At 41.9% G+C, this 17562-nt stretch carries 13 protein-coding genes; 5 read left to right on the top strand and 8 right to left on the bottom strand.

The window, feature by feature from the left end:
• Positions 1-104: 104 nt before the first annotated feature.
• The 5 genes from lhgD to QUB80_RS09850 all read right to left on the bottom strand — a co-directional run bounded on the left by lhgD (position 105) and on the right by QUB80_RS09850 (position 6303).
• Entirely contained in the window at positions 105-1316 is a 1212-nt protein-coding gene (lhgD, locus tag QUB80_RS09870) for an L-2-hydroxyglutarate dehydrogenase (RefSeq protein WP_289789323.1), read from the bottom strand.
• 121 nt (positions 1317-1437) lie between these two features.
• On the bottom strand, positions 1438-2211 hold the full coding sequence (rfbF, locus tag QUB80_RS09865) for a glucose-1-phosphate cytidylyltransferase (protein ID WP_289789322.1): 774 nt from the start codon (positions 2209-2211) through the stop codon (positions 1438-1440).
• Between the two features lie 328 nt (positions 2212-2539).
• A complete protein-coding gene (locus tag QUB80_RS09860; protein WP_289789321.1) occupies positions 2540-4720 on the bottom strand; it encodes a tetratricopeptide repeat protein in 2181 nt (726 codons plus the stop codon).
• Positions 4721-4802: 82 nt separating this feature from the next.
• A complete protein-coding gene (locus QUB80_RS09855) occupies positions 4803-5582 on the bottom strand; it encodes a PP2C family serine/threonine-protein phosphatase (RefSeq protein WP_289789320.1) in 780 nt (259 codons plus the stop codon).
• Between the two features lie 46 nt (positions 5583-5628).
• Complete coding sequence (locus QUB80_RS09850; RefSeq protein WP_289789319.1) at positions 5629-6303, bottom strand: vWA domain-containing protein; 675 nt, start codon at positions 6301-6303, stop codon at positions 5629-5631.
• A gap of 1085 nt (positions 6304-7388) precedes the next feature.
• Here QUB80_RS09850 and pheT point away from each other — a divergent pair.
• From pheT to QUB80_RS09835, 3 genes are all read left to right on the top strand, one after another.
• Positions 7389-9824: a phenylalanine--tRNA ligase subunit beta gene (gene pheT, locus QUB80_RS09845; RefSeq protein ID WP_289789318.1), complete on the top strand. Its 2436-nt coding sequence runs from the start codon at positions 7389-7391 to the stop codon at positions 9822-9824.
• Between the two features lie 93 nt (positions 9825-9917).
• Complete coding sequence (locus tag QUB80_RS09840) at positions 9918-10187, top strand: YciI family protein (protein WP_289789317.1); 270 nt, start codon at positions 9918-9920, stop codon at positions 10185-10187.
• 286 nt (positions 10188-10473) lie between these two features.
• Positions 10474-10887: a hypothetical protein gene (locus QUB80_RS09835; RefSeq protein WP_289789316.1), complete on the top strand. Its 414-nt coding sequence runs from the start codon at positions 10474-10476 to the stop codon at positions 10885-10887.
• An 18-nt stretch (positions 10888-10905) separates the two neighbouring features.
• Here the strand turns inward: QUB80_RS09835 and QUB80_RS09830 are convergent, their stop codons facing one another.
• Positions 10906-11679: a cobalt-precorrin-6A reductase gene (locus QUB80_RS09830; RefSeq protein ID WP_289789315.1), complete on the bottom strand. Its 774-nt coding sequence runs from the start codon at positions 11677-11679 to the stop codon at positions 10906-10908.
• Between the two features lie 37 nt (positions 11680-11716).
• Positions 11717-11968, bottom strand: coding sequence for a hypothetical protein (locus QUB80_RS09825; protein WP_502875289.1), 252 nt, complete (start codon positions 11966-11968; stop codon positions 11717-11719).
• A 402-nt stretch (positions 11969-12370) separates the two neighbouring features.
• Between QUB80_RS09825 and QUB80_RS09820 the strand changes: the two genes are divergently transcribed.
• Positions 12371-14899, top strand: coding sequence for a mannose-1-phosphate guanyltransferase (locus QUB80_RS09820; RefSeq protein WP_289789313.1), 2529 nt, complete (start codon positions 12371-12373; stop codon positions 14897-14899).
• A 147-nt stretch (positions 14900-15046) separates the two neighbouring features.
• On the opposite strand, the gene QUB80_RS09815 is transcribed toward QUB80_RS09820, so the two are convergent.
• Complete coding sequence (locus tag QUB80_RS09815) at positions 15047-16231, bottom strand: NAD(P)H-quinone oxidoreductase subunit H (RefSeq protein ID WP_289789312.1); 1185 nt, start codon at positions 16229-16231, stop codon at positions 15047-15049.
• Positions 16232-16626: 395 nt separating this feature from the next.
• On the opposite strand from QUB80_RS09815, the gene rsmH reads away from it, so the two are divergent.
• A complete protein-coding gene (gene rsmH, locus QUB80_RS09810) occupies positions 16627-17520 on the top strand; it encodes a 16S rRNA (cytosine(1402)-N(4))-methyltransferase RsmH (RefSeq protein ID WP_289789311.1) in 894 nt (297 codons plus the stop codon).
• Positions 17521-17562 lie beyond the last annotated feature (42 nt).

Genomic DNA, 17562 nt, shown 5'->3' with positions numbered 1-17562 from the left:
ATTCCTTGGTGTTGATTGGTTGAATTTAATTTTTTTTAGGATGCTCTAGGTACTTGTTAACTTCTGCGGATTGTTTGCGCTAAAAATTACAAGCAACTACAGACTTAAACTAGTGCAGTTTTTAAATGCTGTTGCTCAGGAATTTGTGCAATTATTGCTTTACCAATTTCAATGGAAGAAGTCGCTGCTGGAGAAGGAGCATTGCACACATGAACGGAATTTTGCCCATGAATAATCAAAAAGTCGTCTACTAACTTACCATCATTCATTAATGCTTGGGCGCGAACTCCAGCGTGGGTGGGAACTAAATCTTCTGCTTGGACTTCGGGAATTAGTTTTTGTAAACTTTTCGTAAAAGCTGCTTTACTAAAGGAACGAACAATTTCCTTAATTCCTTCATCGGCGTGTTTTGCTGCCAGTTTCCAAAACCCTGCATAAGTCATAACTTCGGCAAAATCACGCAAGTCAAAGTCTGTTTTGTTATATCCTTCTCGCTTGAAGCTAAGAACAGCATTTGGCCCGGCATGAACGCTACCATCAATCATGCGGGTAAAATGCACGCCCAAGAAGGGAAATTCTGGATTAGGAACGGGGTAAATTAAGCCTTTTACTAGATAGCGCTTTTCTGGGGTGAGTTCGTAATATTCTCCTCGAAAAGGAACTATTTTTGCTTGCGGATCGGCTTTGCCTAATTTGGCAATGCGATCGCTGTGCAATCCAGCACAATTGATCACAAAACGAGCTTCAAAAGTGCCATTACTTGTTTCTAGTACTTGAGTGTTGCTAGTGGTAATAATCTTTTCAACTTTGGTATTGAGTCGCAGTTCACCACCCTGCTGTGCAATTATTTGAGCATATTTTTCGCAAACTTGCTTATAATTGACGATACCCGTCGAAAGTACGTGAATTCCACCTACACACTTGACATGAGGTTCGATTTCTTTAACTTCTTCAGGGCTAATTCTTTTAATTTCTATACCATTTTCTAAGCCACGCTTGTATAGGTTCTCTAAACGTGGCAATTCTTCTTCTTCAGTGGCAACAATTACTTTACCGCAAACTTCATAATCAATTCCGTGTTCTTGGCAGAACTCTACCATTGAATGGCAGCCGTCACGGCAAAATTTAGCTTTAAAACTTCCTGGTTTGTAGTAAATACCAGAGTGAATTACACCGCTATTGTTACCAGTTTGGTGGAATGCCCATTTACTTTCTTTTTCTAGTACTAAAATCCGGGCATGGGGATAGCGTTTACCTAAAGCCATACCGGTGGAAAGACCTACAATTCCTCCACCTATAATTGCAAAATCGTACATTGGTAAAATGGCCCTTCCACAACAATAAATGAAATTTGAGTGATGAATGAGTGATGCACAATCAAGAAGTTAATGGTCAATTCATTTCATCACTAATAGCTCTCTAAACTAGATTTATAGCCTACCATGCCTTCCAAGGAGCTTTCCCACTCTTCCATAGCTCTTCTAAATAATTTTTATCCCTTAATGTATCCATTGGTTGCCAAAAACCATTATGTTTAAAGGCAGATAGCTGTTGCATTTCTGCAAGTTTTTCTAATGGTTCTTTTTCCCAAACACAAGAATCATCTGGGATGAGATTGATTACCTCAGGTTCTAATACGAAATAACCACCATTAATCCAAGCACCATCTCCTTCTGGTTTTTCATGGAAGCTGGTGATTGTGGTTTGCTCTTGTCCTAATATAATTGCACCAAAACGTCCTGGGGGTTGAACAGCTGTGAGTGTTCCTAAGGTCTTTTGTTCTTGATGAAATTTAATTAGTTCTGTAATATCAACATTACATACACCATCACCGTAGGTGAAGCAGAAAGTCTCGTTTCCAATATGTTCCTTGACTCGTTTTAATCTGCCACCAGTCATGGTATTGTCGCCTGTGTCTACCAAAGTGACGCGCCAAGGTTCAGCATAACCTGAGTGTACACTCATTTGGTTAAACCGCATATCAAAGGTTACATCTGACATATGTAAGAAGTAGTTGGCAAAATACTCCTTGATGATGTAACCCTTATAACCGCAGCAAATGATGAAGTCATTAATACCGTGGGCAGAATAAATCTTCATAATATGCCATAGGATTGGCTTCCCGCCAATTTCAACCATAGGCTTTGGTCTGATACTAGTTTCTTCACTTAGGCGTGTGCCTAACCCACCAGCCAAAATCACTGCTTTCATGCAATTGCCTCGGATTTTTATAAGTATTAATGATTGTTTGACTGTTTCTAAACTTAAATCAAGCAACTATTGATTGCTAAATTCTCAAGTATATAATTTAAGCGTATTTCTGCTAATTATTATGAAGGCTGAGTAAAAAAACTTTATTTGACTGTAAAAAAATTAAAAAGCTTGAAATTATAGTAAGCCTTCTTTTTCAGTAATATAAATGTATAACAAAGTAGCTAGCTAGAGTTTCAACGGTTTTGAGTAATTTCACTCTTTCTAATTTAGAATAAGCTAGCTACCAATGCCAATATATGATTTGTTATTTACTTTTTTAGTTGTTCTAATCTAAAAAATTAGTGTTTTGGAAGACTGATTCACACTTATTTTCAAGAACTACGCAGATACTACTGAGGGCTTGTTGATAATTATCAACATCTTCTTGCTCAAGGGAAATTTTGGCAGCAGTCTGCAAATCATTTATTGCTTTATTTTTATTAACACTAGATTCACTGCCTCCATACTGAGCAAGTTCATAGCGAACCATTCCTCGTTTCAGATAAACTTTTGCTAATCGTGAATTAAGAAGTAAAGCTTGATCAAAGTCTGTGATCGCTTGGTTGTATTCTTTTTCAAAGTCACTACCATATTGAGCAGTTTGATAGCGGACAAGCCCGCGTTGGAAATAGGCTTCTGCCCTTGATGGATTAATAGCGATCGCTTGATTAAAATCAGCTATGGCTTTTTGATAATTCAGTTGCGAATCACCTGTATATTTGGCAATTTGAGCGTGGGAAATGCCTCTTCTGATATATGCTTCCACTTCCTTTTCATTAAAGCGCAAAGCACTATTAAAGTCACTAATTGCTAGATTGTAATATTTTTCAGGATCGCTACTAGATTCAGCAAGCATATAGCGAGCATTACCCCGATTAACATATGCTTTGAATTCTTTGGGGTTAGTTTGAATTGCTTGGTTATAATCTGCAATTGCAGCCTCATAATCTTTAAGGTTATAGTGGGCATTGCCCCGATTTATGTAGGCTTTGGCGTATGTGGGAGCTTGTTGGATTGCAAGAGAAAAGTTTGCGATCGCTTGATCATAGTCTTTGAGTTTGTAAGAGGCATGCCCTTGCTTATAGTACTCCGCAAACGTCAGATTTCTACGATTGGCATTGTTGGTATTAGGAGAAATAAATGTTTGTTGAGAGTAGGAATTTTGAGTTAGATAAGGGCGACTAGTAAATTTAACTACTAAGTCTAAATATCCTAATGTACCCAATCCAAGCAAGCCAAGAATAATTGGATAAAATTTGGGCTTTCTGGCAGGTTTGTAAAAAGGAACATTGTGATGAGCAAATGAACTGTAACGATGAATTTGTTGCAATGGAATAACTGGCTGTGGAGCACGCCGATGTTGGGAATAGCGCTTTCTTGATTGTGGGCGGGGTTTGAGATGCTCTTTTGCCGCGATCGCAGCTGGTGAGGGGAAAGGATCGCGTCCTCCCAATCTTAAAGCGCGTTCACACCAAGGGCAAGATTGTAAATGGTTGCTGTAGCGATGTTGGGGGTTAACTTCACAGTTCATTAAGGATTCTTCAGCTTCTGCCAAAGCTAAAGCCCAAGTTTGCGCACTAGGACGCAGTAAGGGGTTATTGTGTCCTTCTTCAAAACAACGCACAAACAGATCCTGCAAACTGGGATGCAGAATTTTCCAAGCAGGTGCGATTGGAGTAGGAATATAGGGTACAGAATGATTCTTACTGTAAGTGAAATGACCACTTGCTATGCGAGCTTCGTAAGGAGGTGGTTCACCTGCGCCTGTGTAAATACCAGAAAATGGATGCGTACCCTCCATTAACAGTTGGAATATTAGTACTGCTAAACCAAATAAGTCATGGGGAATAGCGCGATCGCAGTGAGCGAAAGTTTTATTTTGTAGTTCTGGTGGGGTAAATTCTGGTTTACCAACAGGACAACGGTAAACGAAATCGTTGTCTGGATCGCTTACTTGGAATGAGTCTGTGTCTACAACTGTCACCAAAGCTGTATCGCTGACAAGAATATTTGACTCATTCACATCACCAACACAGTATCCACTGGCATGCAAAGCTGCAAAAGCAGCTGCTAGGTTGCGAGCGGTGCGAAGCAAGTATTGGTAGCTAAATAGAGGACAGTGCTCTCGACGAGTTCTGGGATTGTAGAAATCGATGATTGGACGCATTCCCCGAATGCGCGGCATTAGAAAACCAATAATGCTGTCACTACTATCTTTTGCTCTTAACAACTCCAAAGGCCAAGCAATCGAAATGTGTCCTAAGCTAGCTGTTGGGTTTTCTGGTGGGTGAGAGAGCATCACCTCAAGTTTGCGAGCTTGTTGCTCTGATGGCTTGTGATAAACTTTAGCCACTAAGTTGGCATCAGTTGGCACTGTATAAATACAGGCTTCACCACCACGCCCTAAACTGACAGTGAGATTGAGAGGAATTAATGTTTGGTTGGGAAGACAACGTAGTACCTGCATAATGATGTTTATCTCGATAAGTAGTTGGGGATAGGTTGACGAAACTCTCGAAGGCTTGGAGAGATAGTCTTGTGATTATTAGTTAATCAGTTAGCGCTGCTACGATCAGGGTCAAATCATCGTCTGTCCTTTGCGCGATTCGCTCTGAACGCAAAAACTTTACCAGTTGCTCTTTCGCCACTATTTTGTCGTCAGCGTTAGCAACAAAGTCAAACAAAGGAAGGAAGAAAGGTTTGTGAGGGGCGCTGATAGCCATGTTCATCGCTAACCATTGAAGTCCATCAGTAATAACACCGAGATTAACTACAGATTGACGTAATATTTTCACTTGTACTCTTTCTATGGCACCAGGTGAAACCAAAAAAGTGGTTTCATTCATGTATTCTCCGTTGTCAGGAGTGGTAAGTGCGCTCAGATTGCCCATACTATCCTTCACTACTGCCACGCCATCTCCGATTTGTGCAACTGCCACAAGTCCCGGAGTCGCAATTACAACAATTAATGTACTTGCCAAATCGTGTGGCTTTTTGTTGCAGGCAACAGCCTCCTCTTCCACGGCGGTTTTGGCGGTTAATATGGACTCCATTAGAAGCGATCGCACTACAGCGTCATCTTCAAGTGCAGCCTGATTAGTTTCTTTTCGAGATATAGTTTCGACTGCGGTTTCTGTCGCAACCATCGCCCCAACCTTACCTAGAATGGCAGATCCAGCACCATCTGCTGCTGCCACCACTAAAACATTATCTGGCAATATTAAAAAATGGTGAGCATCCTGACACAGCTGCTTATTTTTTATGTGACTTGTACCGCATACTGATGCGGCGACTACCCGCCATTGAGGTATTTTAATTGAAGTTTTCATAAAGCCATTTTCCGACAGCTGTGTGAGTGTAAGCAGGAAATCTCAATTAAACAGAACCCCAACCAATTGGAGGTAGCGCCACTTGTTCGTCTACTTTTGAATGGGAAACTGCTGACATACTCGCAGATAGCCAGACAAACAACTCTACAAAATTTAATCCATTTAGCTTTAATGGAGTACGGACAGCAATATTACTTAACCGTGTCATATTGGCATTTTCTACACCTACTGTAAAAAAAGCCACTTTTTTGTTGGCCTCATCTACTTGCAAACGCTTCGTAGCTTGCTCTATGATGTTATCTGACTCGCCTTGCGGTTCTCCGTCAGTGATCATAAATACCCAAGGACGATAATAAGCAACACCGTTACTGCGATACTGAGCTTTGCGCTCTTGAATCATGTCTAGGGCTTTATGGATTCCAGAACCCATGTTAGTTAAGCCTTGGGCAGTTAATATGGGCGGATTAAATTGATCCGCTGTCACAAAGTCTTGTACAACATTGACATGACTATCAAAGGTGACTATTGCTACTTCAACCCTCCTGGATGCCAAGGAATTTTTAATTAATTCATCCTTAAAACTCAGTAACCCCTCATTCAATGCATTGATTGGTATTCCTTGCATTGAACCGGATGTATCGAGTAGCAGCACACAAGGACAACGTGGCTCAGGATTTTCGGCAAATTCAACTACTTCATCAAGTTTTAATGTATCTTGCATAACTTCTCTTGTTATGTCGAACTCCAAAGATTTGTTTACCTATTGTTCAGAGTATTATAGTCTCCAGTACTGCTAAACCTCAGATAGTATATATGGTTCAGTAGATTGGTTACTATACAATGAAACAAGTCGCTGCTACCAGAATACGCACAACTTCTCAAAAATCTTCCCTAAGACTTAGTTAATAGTTTAAGAAGGGAACCTGCCAGAGGCTGGCATTACTGTAGAAGTGCTGATAAAAAATTTATACATTATTAAACTAGAATACTATAATTACGTACCTTTGCTGACGTATTCTCTTAAAGATTTCGTGTAGAACAGTAATATTTTAGATGAAATCCATTAACAGAATTAAACAATCGATACTATCACCAAAACCTAAAATAAAAATAGAATTAACCTTCATCAAAAAATACTTAAAACTACTTACTTTAAACTTTATAAAAATTTTAATAAAACTAGCACAGTTCAGATTTGATAACACCTCGGCTATGCTATGGAAATAAAATTGATTTATAAAAATGAATAATTTAACTCGAAATACAATATCTTTTACTATGGCAAACCTATAAAGTTTGTTCTGAATAACCATGAATTTTTATAGTGATGAATAAATACAGCACATTTACAAAATTCTATTAATTCAGTTCATCACAACAACTATCTGGTTTTGATGGCGGTTCTTGTTTAAAGCATTAAATAACTCATTTTTTTGGGTAATTTTTCTAGATCAGGGCAAAATCACCTATGCTACTCGTTTAATGATAGCTTTTGTAGGTAAGTTACTTACGTCGCTTTATTCATCACATTTCGACCTTAACTTGTGACACTCGTTTCTATATTGTCTGATATTTGAATCAAACTCAGTTTATTGTTAATCAACAGAACGTTACAGCAGTTTTCCGGAAGAATTATGTCTCCCTTCGTCTCTCTCCAAAGAGAAACCCCAGCCCTAACCTTGCCCGCAAGTGAGGAGGGGAATGAATAATATTGCTTGTTGTATTTGGTGAGGAACTTCAGCGATTAGTTCTAGAATAGTCATTGCATTCTGATTTCAGCTCTGATTTCGCACAAGCACATATTCCATGCGTATTTCTATTAAATGGCTGCGGGAACTAGTCGAGGTAAAGCTCAACCCGGAAGATTTAGCAGAAACTCTGACAATGGCGGGGTTTGAAGTTGAAGATATTGAAGATCGCCGCACTTGGGCAGATGGTGTTGTTGTGGGAAGAGTGCTTGAGCGCCAACCCCACCCCAATGCTGATAAATTAAGTGTTTGCCAAGTTGATGTTGGCACAGGTGAGACTTTAAATATCGTCTGCGGTGCTCCCAATGTCCGAGCAGATATTTATGTGCCAGTAGCAACAGTAGGCACTTATTTACCAAATATTGATTTAAAGATTAAACCTGCAAAACTGCGTGGTGTTCCGTCAAATGGCATGATCTGCTCTCTAAAAGAACTGGGTTTGCCTAGCGATGTAGATGGAATTCATATTTTTACCCAAGAAAATTTGCCACTGGGTAGTGATGTGCGATCGCTATTGGGTTTAGATGATGTGATTTTAGATGTGACTGCTACTGCTAACCGCGCTGATGCTTTAAGTATGGTAGGTATAGCGCGGGAAGTAGCAGCCCTCACAGGTGCAAAATTGACTATTCCCGAACCTGATGAAGCATCGGTTCCCCAAGGCGCAGGCAATTTAGCGATTAAAGTAGCTGATACGCAAGCTTGCCCCGCTTATATTGGCACAGTCATTAAACAAGTTAAAATTGCTCCTTCTCCAGAATGGCTGCAACAACGGTTGCGGGCTGCGGGAGTACGACCGATTAATAATGTAGTAGATATTACCAACTATGTATTGTTGGAATGGGGACAACCACTACATGCCTTTGATTGTGATCGCCTACAATCAGTTACTGGAGGCGAAAAATTAACCATTGGTGTCCGCTTTGCCAATGCAGGAGAATCTCTGAAAACTCTAGATGGGCAAACTCGCACTCTCTCCACCCAAAATTTGTTAATTACTGCCAATGATAAACCTGTTGCTTTAGCAGGAGTAATGGGCGGTGAAGCAACGGAAGTCCATGGAAATACGCAAAATCTAGTATTAGAAGCTGCACTATTTGATCCCGTAGCGATTCGTCGTTCTTCTCGAAGTGTGGGGTTAAGAAGCGAGTCTTCATCCCGATACGAGCGGGGCGTGAATAGCGCTGGATTGGAAATAGCTACACGCCGCGCCTTATCCCTACTAACGGAACTTGCTTTTGGAAAGCTTGTGACTCAGGAAATAGCCGATACCCGCCCCGATCCATCAACTTGGACACGTTCGATAGAATTGCGTTTAGATCGAGTTAATCAGGTGTTAGGGCCTATTGATTTGGGAGAAAAAAACGGAGAATTACAAAGTGAAGATGTAGAGCGCATCCTCACTGCCCTATCGTGCCAACTCACTCCTATAGAAGAGCGTACTTGGATGGTAACAGTACCACCCTATCGTTATCGGGACTTGGAGCGAGAAATTGATTTGATTGAAGAAATCGCCCGCCTCTACGGTTACGATCGCTTCTGCGATACTCTGCCAGAAAAGTCAGAAGCAGGCTATTTACCTTTTGAACAAGAAATGTTGCGCAAATTGCGCGCTGCCTTTCGAGCCAAAGGTTTGACAGAATTAATGCACTACTCCTTGGTAAAACCGGGAGAAGATAGACAAATAGTGCTAGCCAACCCTTTATTTGTAGAATATTCAGCGCTACGAACCGATTTAATTTCCGGGTTGATTGATGCTTTTCAATACAATTTAGAGCAAGGCAACGGCTCTCTCAATGGTTTTGAAATTGGGCGTATTTTTTGGCAAGAAGAAAATGGATTGCAAGAGGCAGATGCCCTAGCCGGAATTATGGGAGGCGATCCTACATCTAGCAAATGGATAAGAAGCGGGCGCGAACAACCCATGACATGGTTTGAAGCCAAAGGCATACTCGAAAGCGTATTTCAACTCATGGGCTTGCAGGTGGAATATCAACCCGATTGCCGCGATCGCCGCTTACACCCAGGGCGCACCGCTTCCCTATGGCTGGGAGGTTCTAGATTGGGTGTGTTTGGACAACTGCATCCCCAACTACAGCGAGAAAAAAATTTACCAGATGCAATTTCCATATTCCAGTTGGATCTAAATGTGTTGTTGGATGCGCTTGATCAAGATGAAATTCTTGTTCCTGCTTTCAAGCCTTATTCTACTTATCCAGCTACCGACAGAGACATTGCCTTTTTCGCACCAGTGAAAGTGACAGTTGCAGAAATTGAAAAAGTTATTACCAAAGTTGGCAAAGATTTGCTGGAGTCTGTGGAATTGTTTGATGAGTATCACGGCGAACACGTACCTCAAGGGCAGCGGAGTTTAGCATTCCGCTTAATCTATCGAGCCAGCGATCGCACTCTCACCGATGCAGAAGTAGAACCCGTGCATCAAAAAGTCCGCGATACATTGGTGGAGAAATTTGGCGTCTCTTTGAGAAGTTAATCAGAATGCTAATAGCTAATAGTTAATTGTTCGTTGCTATTAACCATTAGCCATTAGCAATTAGCCATTAACATTAACCATTAACAATTAATTATGCCAAAATACGTAATGTGGGGAAGTTACTGCGAAGATGTACTTGAAAAACGCGCTCCTTATCGTCAAGTACATTTAGATGGATTAGCAAAACAGAAAGAATCTGGTGTATTAATTACTATTGGTCCTACCCAAGATTTAACCAAAGTTTTTGGCATTTACGAAGCTCCAGATCAAGACACAGTGCGCCAATTAGTAGAAAATGATCCTTACTGGAAAAACGGTGTTTGGACTGAATACACAATCAAAGAATGGATTCAGGCTTTTTGATAAGTCTGAAACTTACTGAAACTTAAATATCGCCGCGATAGAGTAAATACACTTTTGGCAAACCGTTAGAAATGCTTGGAACTTTTAAGCGATTCCAGATTCTAAAAATCAGGCTATGTATTTAGCCCAAATGGGTGATGGCACAAGAGTATGCTACAAGTATTATGAAGTAGTGTTCACTCAGAAAAACTTTGCTGTTGTTTATCCTCAAAACGTGGGACAAAGCAACACAATTTCAACTTTGACTGTCCTCTGATTGGGTAAATTAGTTGAGGAACGTAGATCTATGAATAAGATTTTCAAGCGCGCACTCATACCTAACCTGATGGCTGCCAGCTTAATGGGTGTTAGCTTATTTCCTGCTCAACCTGCATCTGCTGATGAATACATCCTCCAAGATACCGTGATCGGAGCCGGCGCTGGTATTTTATCTGGTGCGATTAGAGGGCGTGGTAATGTAGTCAGAAATGCAGCTAAAGGTGCTACTGCTGGTGCTGCTGTCAACACTGTTCATGGCACTAGACGCCAACCTCAAAACCGTAGAAACCGTAACTTAGTTCAAGATCTGGCAGCTGGTGCAGCTACGGGTGCAGCAACTAGTGCTATTCTTAACGGAGGCAAAGATGTTGTTGGTGGTGCAATTGATGGTGCAGTAGCAGGTGCAGCTATCAATATTCTGACCAATGGAAAAAGACAGTAACTAAAGTTAGTTTCCATTTCAAGTACGAATTACGTGCTGACAGCAAAACTCCAATGCCTCTGAAACATTGGTCGTTTGCTGGGGATAATTAACCTCTGGGCGACTAATCACCACTAAAGACACATCTAACTCTGCTGCCACTTTTTGCTTGACGTCCTCTCCTCCCGCCTGCCCAGATGCTTTAGTAACAACTAAAGAAATGTTCCACTGTCGCCACAGTGCCTTTTCTAAATCAACTGAGATGGGAGGACGCAAGCAAATTATTCGATCTGTTGTAAATCCTGCCTTAAAAGCTGCTTCTAAAGCTGTCACCGAAGGAAGTAGCCTTGAGAACAAAATTGCTCGCTCCTGCCAAGGCTGAAATAGATGCAACTGTCTATAGCCTATAGTCAATAGCACTCGTTGATTTTCTAAGTAGTTTCCACATATTAAAGTATTAAAGCTATCTAAAGAAATAATTTCCCTTCTTTCCCTCTCTTCCAAAACCGGGCGTTCGTAGCGTAAATAGGGGATTTGTAATTTTTGACAGACAGCGATCGCACTTTGAGATATCTCCACCGCATAAGGATGGGATGCATCCAAAACCGCAGTAATTTGGTGTTGATACAAGAATTCATTAAGATTTATAAAATTTAAACGCCCTACCCAAACTTGCAATGGTGCTACATTTGGGTAGAGCGATCGCGCTGCTTCTGTGGTGACAGAAACAATACACTGAATTTGAGAGTGGGCGATCGCTTTTGCTAATACAGCACTTTCAGCAGTTCCACCAATTATCCAAATTCGCCCCACTGCCCTACTCTCATAACTAGAAATTGACAATTAGCCTTTAACCTTTGAGAGCCTTTCTAAAGTTTTGACGATAGGATTTATTACTAATATACAGAGCAGGCCACAGTAAGGATAAACTCAGGCGATTGCTAAGGCTTTGGTTGAAATTAGTTTTTCTAAATCCACTCCAGAACTTCCACACGCCAGCTGCGTAACCTACTATCACTACGATACCTATTAACTCTCCCATTCCAATTAACTCCACAAAAAAATTTGAGTTAAGCATTCCCACACTACTGTGGTATTCCATCACCAACATTAATAAAACATACTTAAACACCGTAGTTCGGCATTTCAGTCAATTTATAAACCTCTATACCCCAGTTTAAATCAGCCTTCCCCTGAGTAGCGAGGGGAGAGGGAGAAATAGGGGCAGTGCCTTGGGAGCGCCCTAGAGAGTGGGTGAGGAAGATAGGGAAGATAGGGAAGAATTCTTCTCCGTGTCCCCGGATCTTTTTGTCTCCATGTTCTCCTGTTCCCTATCCCCTACCAAACAAGCTAGTGTGGAGAGTAGTTTTACTTACGTCTTCCTAGATGCATCTTGTGGAAGTTCCTCAAATTTCAACATCCGTAGGAGACTAAAGAAAGAAGAAAAAGTTTATCTGATTGGTCTTAACGCAGCAAGTGGTGCAAATAGCTCAAGGAGGATTGTATGCGAGCAGTACTGATGGCAGGAGGATCGGGAACGCGACTTCGTCCGCTAACTTGCGATCTCCCGAAACCGATGGTACCAATTCTAAACCGACCGATTGCCGAACATATTATTAATCTTCTCAAACGACACGAAATCACAGAAATAATTGCTACACTGCATTATTTACCTGATGCTTTACGGGATTATTTTCAAGACGGTAATGATTTTGGCGTACAAATTACTTACGCTGTAGAAGAAGATCAACCTTTGGGTACTGCTGGCTGCGTGAAAAATATTGCCGAACTTTTGGATGAAACATTTTTGGTAATTAGTGGAGATAGTATTACAGATTTTGACCTGAGTGCAGCAATTGAATTTCACAAACAAAAAAAATCAAAAGCAACTTTGATTTTAACCCGCGTTCCCAATCCAATTGAATTTGGAGTCGTAATTACTGATGAAGAAGACAGAATTCGCCGTTTTTTAGAAAAACCTTCTACTAGCGAAATCTTTTCTGATACTGTTAACACCGGCGCTTATATTCTAGAACCAGAAGTTTTAGAGTACTTACCCGCTAATCAAGAATCTGACTTCTCTAAAGATTTATTTCCGTTATTACTAGAAAAAGGCGAGCCAATGTATGGTTACATCGCTAAAGGCTACTGGTGCGATGTTGGTCACTTAGACGCCTATCGAGATGCTCAATATGATGCTTTAGATCGGAAAGTGAAACTTGACTTTCCTTATCAGGAAATTTCTCCAGGCTTATGGGTTGGTCAAAATACTTATATAGACCCCTCTGCTATAGTTGAAACTCCTGCCATTATTGGTGACAATTGTCGCATCGGTGCCAGAGTTAATATTGAAGCAGGAACCGTAATTGGAGATAATGTCACCATCGGCGCTGATGCTAATCTCAAACGCCCAATTGTTTGGAATGGAGCAATTATAGGCGATGAGGCACATTTGTCGGCTTGTGTGATTTCTCGTGGTACTCGTGTAGATCGTCGTGCTCATGTATTGGAAGCTGCTGTAGTCGGTTCATTATCAACCGTAGGAGAAGAGGCCCAAATTAGTCCGAGTGTACGAGTCTGGCCAAGTAAAAAGATAGAGTCTGGGGCAATTTTAAATATTAATTTAATTTGGGGTAACACTGCTCAACGTAACTTGTTTGGACAACGGGGTGTACAAGGATTAGCGAATATTGATATTACCCCAGAATTTGCGGTGAAGTTGGGTGCTGCCTATGGTTCGACTTTGAAACCTGGTTCTAAAGTCACAGTTTCGCGCGATCAAAGAAATATCTCTCGGATGGTTACCCGATCGCTAATTGCTGGTTTGATGTCGGTGGGTATTAATATTCAGAACCTGGATGCTACAGCTATCCCGATCGCGCGGACAGTTATACCAACGATGGGAGTAGCTGGCGGTATCCACGTGCGGGTGCATCCCGATCGCCCAGATTACATTTTGATCGAATTTTTGGATGCCAAGGGTATTAATATTTCCAAAGCCCAAGAAAAGAAAATTGAAGGAGCTTACTTCAAAGAAGATATGCGGCGATCGCTCATTCATGAAATTGGTGATGTTGCCTATCCCAGCCAAGTAGTTGACATTTATTGCACAGCTTTTGAAAAGCTCTTACACATTGATACACTGCGTAACAGTCGTGCCAAAGTGGTAATTGACTACGTTTATGCCGTGTCTGGTGCGGTGCTACCGCAAATGTTAGATAAATATGGGGCAGATGCGGTAGTACTTAATGCTAGTCTCAATAAAACAGCAGTGTCTACTACCGATCGCGAAGCCCTACTGGCACAGTTAGGGCAGGTAGTGGAGGCATTGAAAGCTAACTTTGGTGTTCAAGTATCGGCGAATGGTGAACAACTGATTTTAGTCGATGAATCTGGCATACCGATTCGTGGCGAAATGTTAACAGCACTCATGGTAGACATGATCTTAACTTCTAATCCTAGAGGGACAGTCGTTGTACCAGTGCATGCATCCAGCGCTGTAGAACAAATTGCCCGTCGCCACGATGGCAGAGTGATTCGCACCAAGGCAAATCCCACAGCACTGATGGAAGCAAGTTACAAAACTACAAATGTAGTTTTGGGAGGTAGTGCAGACACGGGTTTCATTTTCCCGCAACTGCATCCAGGGTTTGACTCAATGTTCTGTATCGCCAAGATTATAGAAATGCTGACAATTCAGGAGCGATCGCTTGCTTCTGTGCGAGCGGAATTACCGCGTGTGATTCACAGATCTCACACAATTCGTTGCCCTTGGACAGCCAAAGGAGCGCTGATGCGCTACTTAGTGGAAACTCACCCAGCCCAAAACCTAGAATTAATAGATGGGGTAAAAATTTGTCAACCTCACGATGACAGTTGGGTGCTAGTTTTACCAGATGCTAGCGAACCACTCGTACATTTGTACGCCAACAGTCATGATCGCGATTGGGTGGATGAAACTTTGAGACAGTACCGTACCCGTGTTCAGGTATTTGTAGAAAAAGAACAAGAACAATTAGTGGCAGAAGTGTAAATAGGGAACAGGGAACAGGGAACAGGTAACAGTAGTTCTTGATTCCCTGTTCCTTATCAAAGCAGCTTTTTGATTACTAAGTTATGGGAATTGGGATGTGGAAAAAATAAATTGCTGTAGAGTAGGCATTGCCTACCCTACTAATACTTAGCGGTCTACCGACCCCATAATCACATCAATACTACCCAAAATCACTACAATATCTGCTACCTTCACACCCCGCAGCAGATGAGGAAGAATTTGTAGGTTATTGAAATCTGCCGGGCGAACCTTCCAACGCCAAGGGAAAACGTTATCATCCCCAACCAAATAAATTCCCAATTCTCCTTTGCCGCTTTCTACACGGGAGTAGATTTCACCTTTGGGAATTTTAAAGGTAGGAGCAACTTTCTTGGCAATATACTGATAATCAAACGCATCCCACTCAGATTTAGGCCCAGCTTGCATCCGCTTGGCTTCCAAATTTTCGTATGGGCCTCCCGGAAGCGCTTTTAGAGCTTGCTTGAGAATCTTCACAGATTCGCGCATTTCCCGCATCCGCACCATATAACGGGCTAAACAATCACCAGCAGTTTCCCACTGGACTTCCCAGTCGAAGTCATCGTAACATTCATAATGGTCTACTTTGCGCAAATCCCACTTCACGCCAGAAGCACGTAGCATCGGCCCAGAAAGTCCCCAGTTAATTGCCTCATCGCGGGTGATGGTGCCAATACCCTCTACCCGACGGCGGAAGATGGGGTTATTGGTAACCAAGCGCTCGTACTCGTCTACCTTGGGCAAGAAGTAGTCGCAGAAGTCCATGCACTTGTCAACCCAACCATAGGGCAAGTCAACTGCTACTCCTCCAATCCGGAAGTAGTTATTGTTAACCATGCGATAACCTGTGGCTGCTTCCCACAGATCGTAAATCATTTCTCGTTCGCGGAACTGATAGAAAAAGGGAGTTTGAGCGCCTACGTCCGCAAGGAAAGGGCCAAACCACAACAAGTGGTTGGCGATGCGGTTTAACTCCAGCATAATCACGCGGATGTAACTGGCGCGTTTGGGAACGGTAATGCCCGCTAACTTTTCTGGAGCATTAACGGTAACGGCTTCATTGAACATACCCGCCGCATAGTCCCAACGACTCACATAGGGGACATACTGGAGATTGGTGCGGTTTTCCGCAATTTTTTCCATTCCCCGATGCAAGTAGCCGATTACCGGTTCACAATCAACGACATCCTCGCCATCCAAAGTCACAATTAACCGCAGAACCCCGTGCATTGAGGGATGGTGAGGCCCCATGTTCAGCACCATAGGTTCAGTGCGGGTTTCTATTCTTGCCATAAATTCAGTGTTCTCCCGTTTGTGAACGATGAAGCCAGTAACCCCTACTTGGAAATGTGTTTGACTTTTTGAGTTCGGGTGGCCTTTTGAAGATATATTTGCTACGAATACCCTAAAATCAACAAATTTATGTTGTGGGATTCATGCGTTTTGATTGCATTTAACTAATCTAATTATATTGAGATGGGTGTAGGCAAGCTGATTTCTACTTACAGAACTATCTATAAGCATTCTAGAAGATTGCTATAGGTTCCATTGGTGTTTGATTACGCTGCTATGCATAAGTATGACTTTAAATCAAGAGCATTTTGATATATTGGTTCAGATACTCAATATTGAACTCGTCCGTGTCGTTGAAGTTCGTGTCCTCATTGTCCATTTCTGCACCAGTTTATATGTCTCATTCCTCGCAAGCATTAGATATCGAAGAACCAATTTTTTCCCATATTCCCGTCTTACCAAAAGAAGTTATTGAAGGTTTAGCAGTGCATTCGAGGGGAAATTATCTTGATGCAACGGTAGGTGGTGGTGGGCATACTCGGCTAATTCTTGAAGCGGTACCAGATGTACGAGTAACGGCGCTCGATCGCGATGAAGATGCATTGGCAGCAGCGAAGAAGAACTTAGCAGAGTTTGGGGAGAGAGTTAGTTTTATTCACAGTAATTTTGCTGCTTATAAGTACCCATCTCATACTTTTGACGGTATGCTTGCCGATTTGGGTGTGAGTTCTTATCATCTGGATCAGCCAGAGCGGGGTTTTAGCTTTCGCCATACTGCTAGTTTAGATATGCGGATGAATAGGCAACAATCCCTGACAGCAGCTGATGTGATTAATGATTGGGATGAAGCTGAATTAGCTGAAATTTTCTTTAAATATGGAGAAGAAAGACTATCGCGGCGCATTGCCAGACGCATTGTCGAACAGCGTCCGTTTAAGACTACTACTGATTTAGCAGAAGCGATCGCATCTTCTGTTCCCCCCAAATACCGTTACGGCAGAATTCACCCTGCTACCCGTGTTTTTCAAGCACTGCGAATTGTTGTTAACGACGAGTTAAAATCTCTGGAAACCTTTTTAGAAAAAGTACCAAATGCTCTCGTCTCAGGTGGCAGAATCGCAATCATCAGTTTTCATAGCTTGGAAGACAGGATTGTCAAGCATAGTTTTAAAAATTCGCCAATATTGAAGATTGTGACGAAAAAGCCAATTATTGCCCAAGCAGAAGAAATTGATATTAATCCCCGTTCTCGTTCTGCCAAATTGAGAATTGCCGAGAAGGTTGGGTGAGGGAGAGGGGACAGGAGGGGACAAGGAGACAGGGGATAGGGG

The sequence above is a fragment of the Chlorogloeopsis sp. ULAP01 genome (genome assembly GCF_030381805.1).
Taxonomy (GTDB): domain Bacteria; phylum Cyanobacteriota; class Cyanobacteriia; order Cyanobacteriales; family Nostocaceae; genus Chlorogloeopsis.
The sequence above is the reverse complement of the archived record's forward strand: the minus strand, read 5'-3'. Positions and strand labels throughout refer to the sequence as shown.

What these genes read in the sequence shown, in the direction of transcription:
- QUB80_RS09815 (WP_289789312.1), bottom strand. Translation starts at nt 16,231, where the DNA reads ATGGCAAGAATAGAAACCCGCACTGAACCTATGGTGCTGAACATGGGG.
- lhgD (WP_289789323.1), bottom strand. Translation starts at nt 1,316, where the DNA reads ATGTACGATTTTGCAATTATAGGTGGAGGAATTGTAGGTCTTTCCACC.
- rfbF (WP_289789322.1), bottom strand. Translation starts at nt 2,211, where the DNA reads ATGAAAGCAGTGATTTTGGCTGGTGGGTTAGGCACACGCCTAAGTGAA.
- QUB80_RS09840 (WP_289789317.1), top strand. Translation starts at nt 9,918, where the DNA reads ATGCCAAAATACGTAATGTGGGGAAGTTACTGCGAAGATGTACTTGAA.
- pheT (WP_289789318.1), top strand. Translation starts at nt 7,389, where the DNA reads ATGCGTATTTCTATTAAATGGCTGCGGGAACTAGTCGAGGTAAAGCTC.
- QUB80_RS09820 (WP_289789313.1), top strand. Translation starts at nt 12,371, where the DNA reads ATGCGAGCAGTACTGATGGCAGGAGGATCGGGAACGCGACTTCGTCCG.
- QUB80_RS09860 (WP_289789321.1), bottom strand. Translation starts at nt 4,720, where the DNA reads ATGCAGGTACTACGTTGTCTTCCCAACCAAACATTAATTCCTCTCAAT.
- rsmH (WP_289789311.1), top strand. Translation starts at nt 16,627, where the DNA reads ATGTCTCATTCCTCGCAAGCATTAGATATCGAAGAACCAATTTTTTCC.
- QUB80_RS09835 (WP_289789316.1), top strand. Translation starts at nt 10,474, where the DNA reads ATGAATAAGATTTTCAAGCGCGCACTCATACCTAACCTGATGGCTGCC.
- QUB80_RS09855 (WP_289789320.1), bottom strand. Translation starts at nt 5,582, where the DNA reads ATGAAAACTTCAATTAAAATACCTCAATGGCGGGTAGTCGCCGCATCA.
- QUB80_RS09825 (WP_502875289.1), bottom strand. Translation starts at nt 11,968, where the DNA reads ATGGAATACCACAGTAGTGTGGGAATGCTTAACTCAAATTTTTTTGTG.
- QUB80_RS09850 (WP_289789319.1), bottom strand. Translation starts at nt 6,303, where the DNA reads ATGCAAGATACATTAAAACTTGATGAAGTAGTTGAATTTGCCGAAAAT.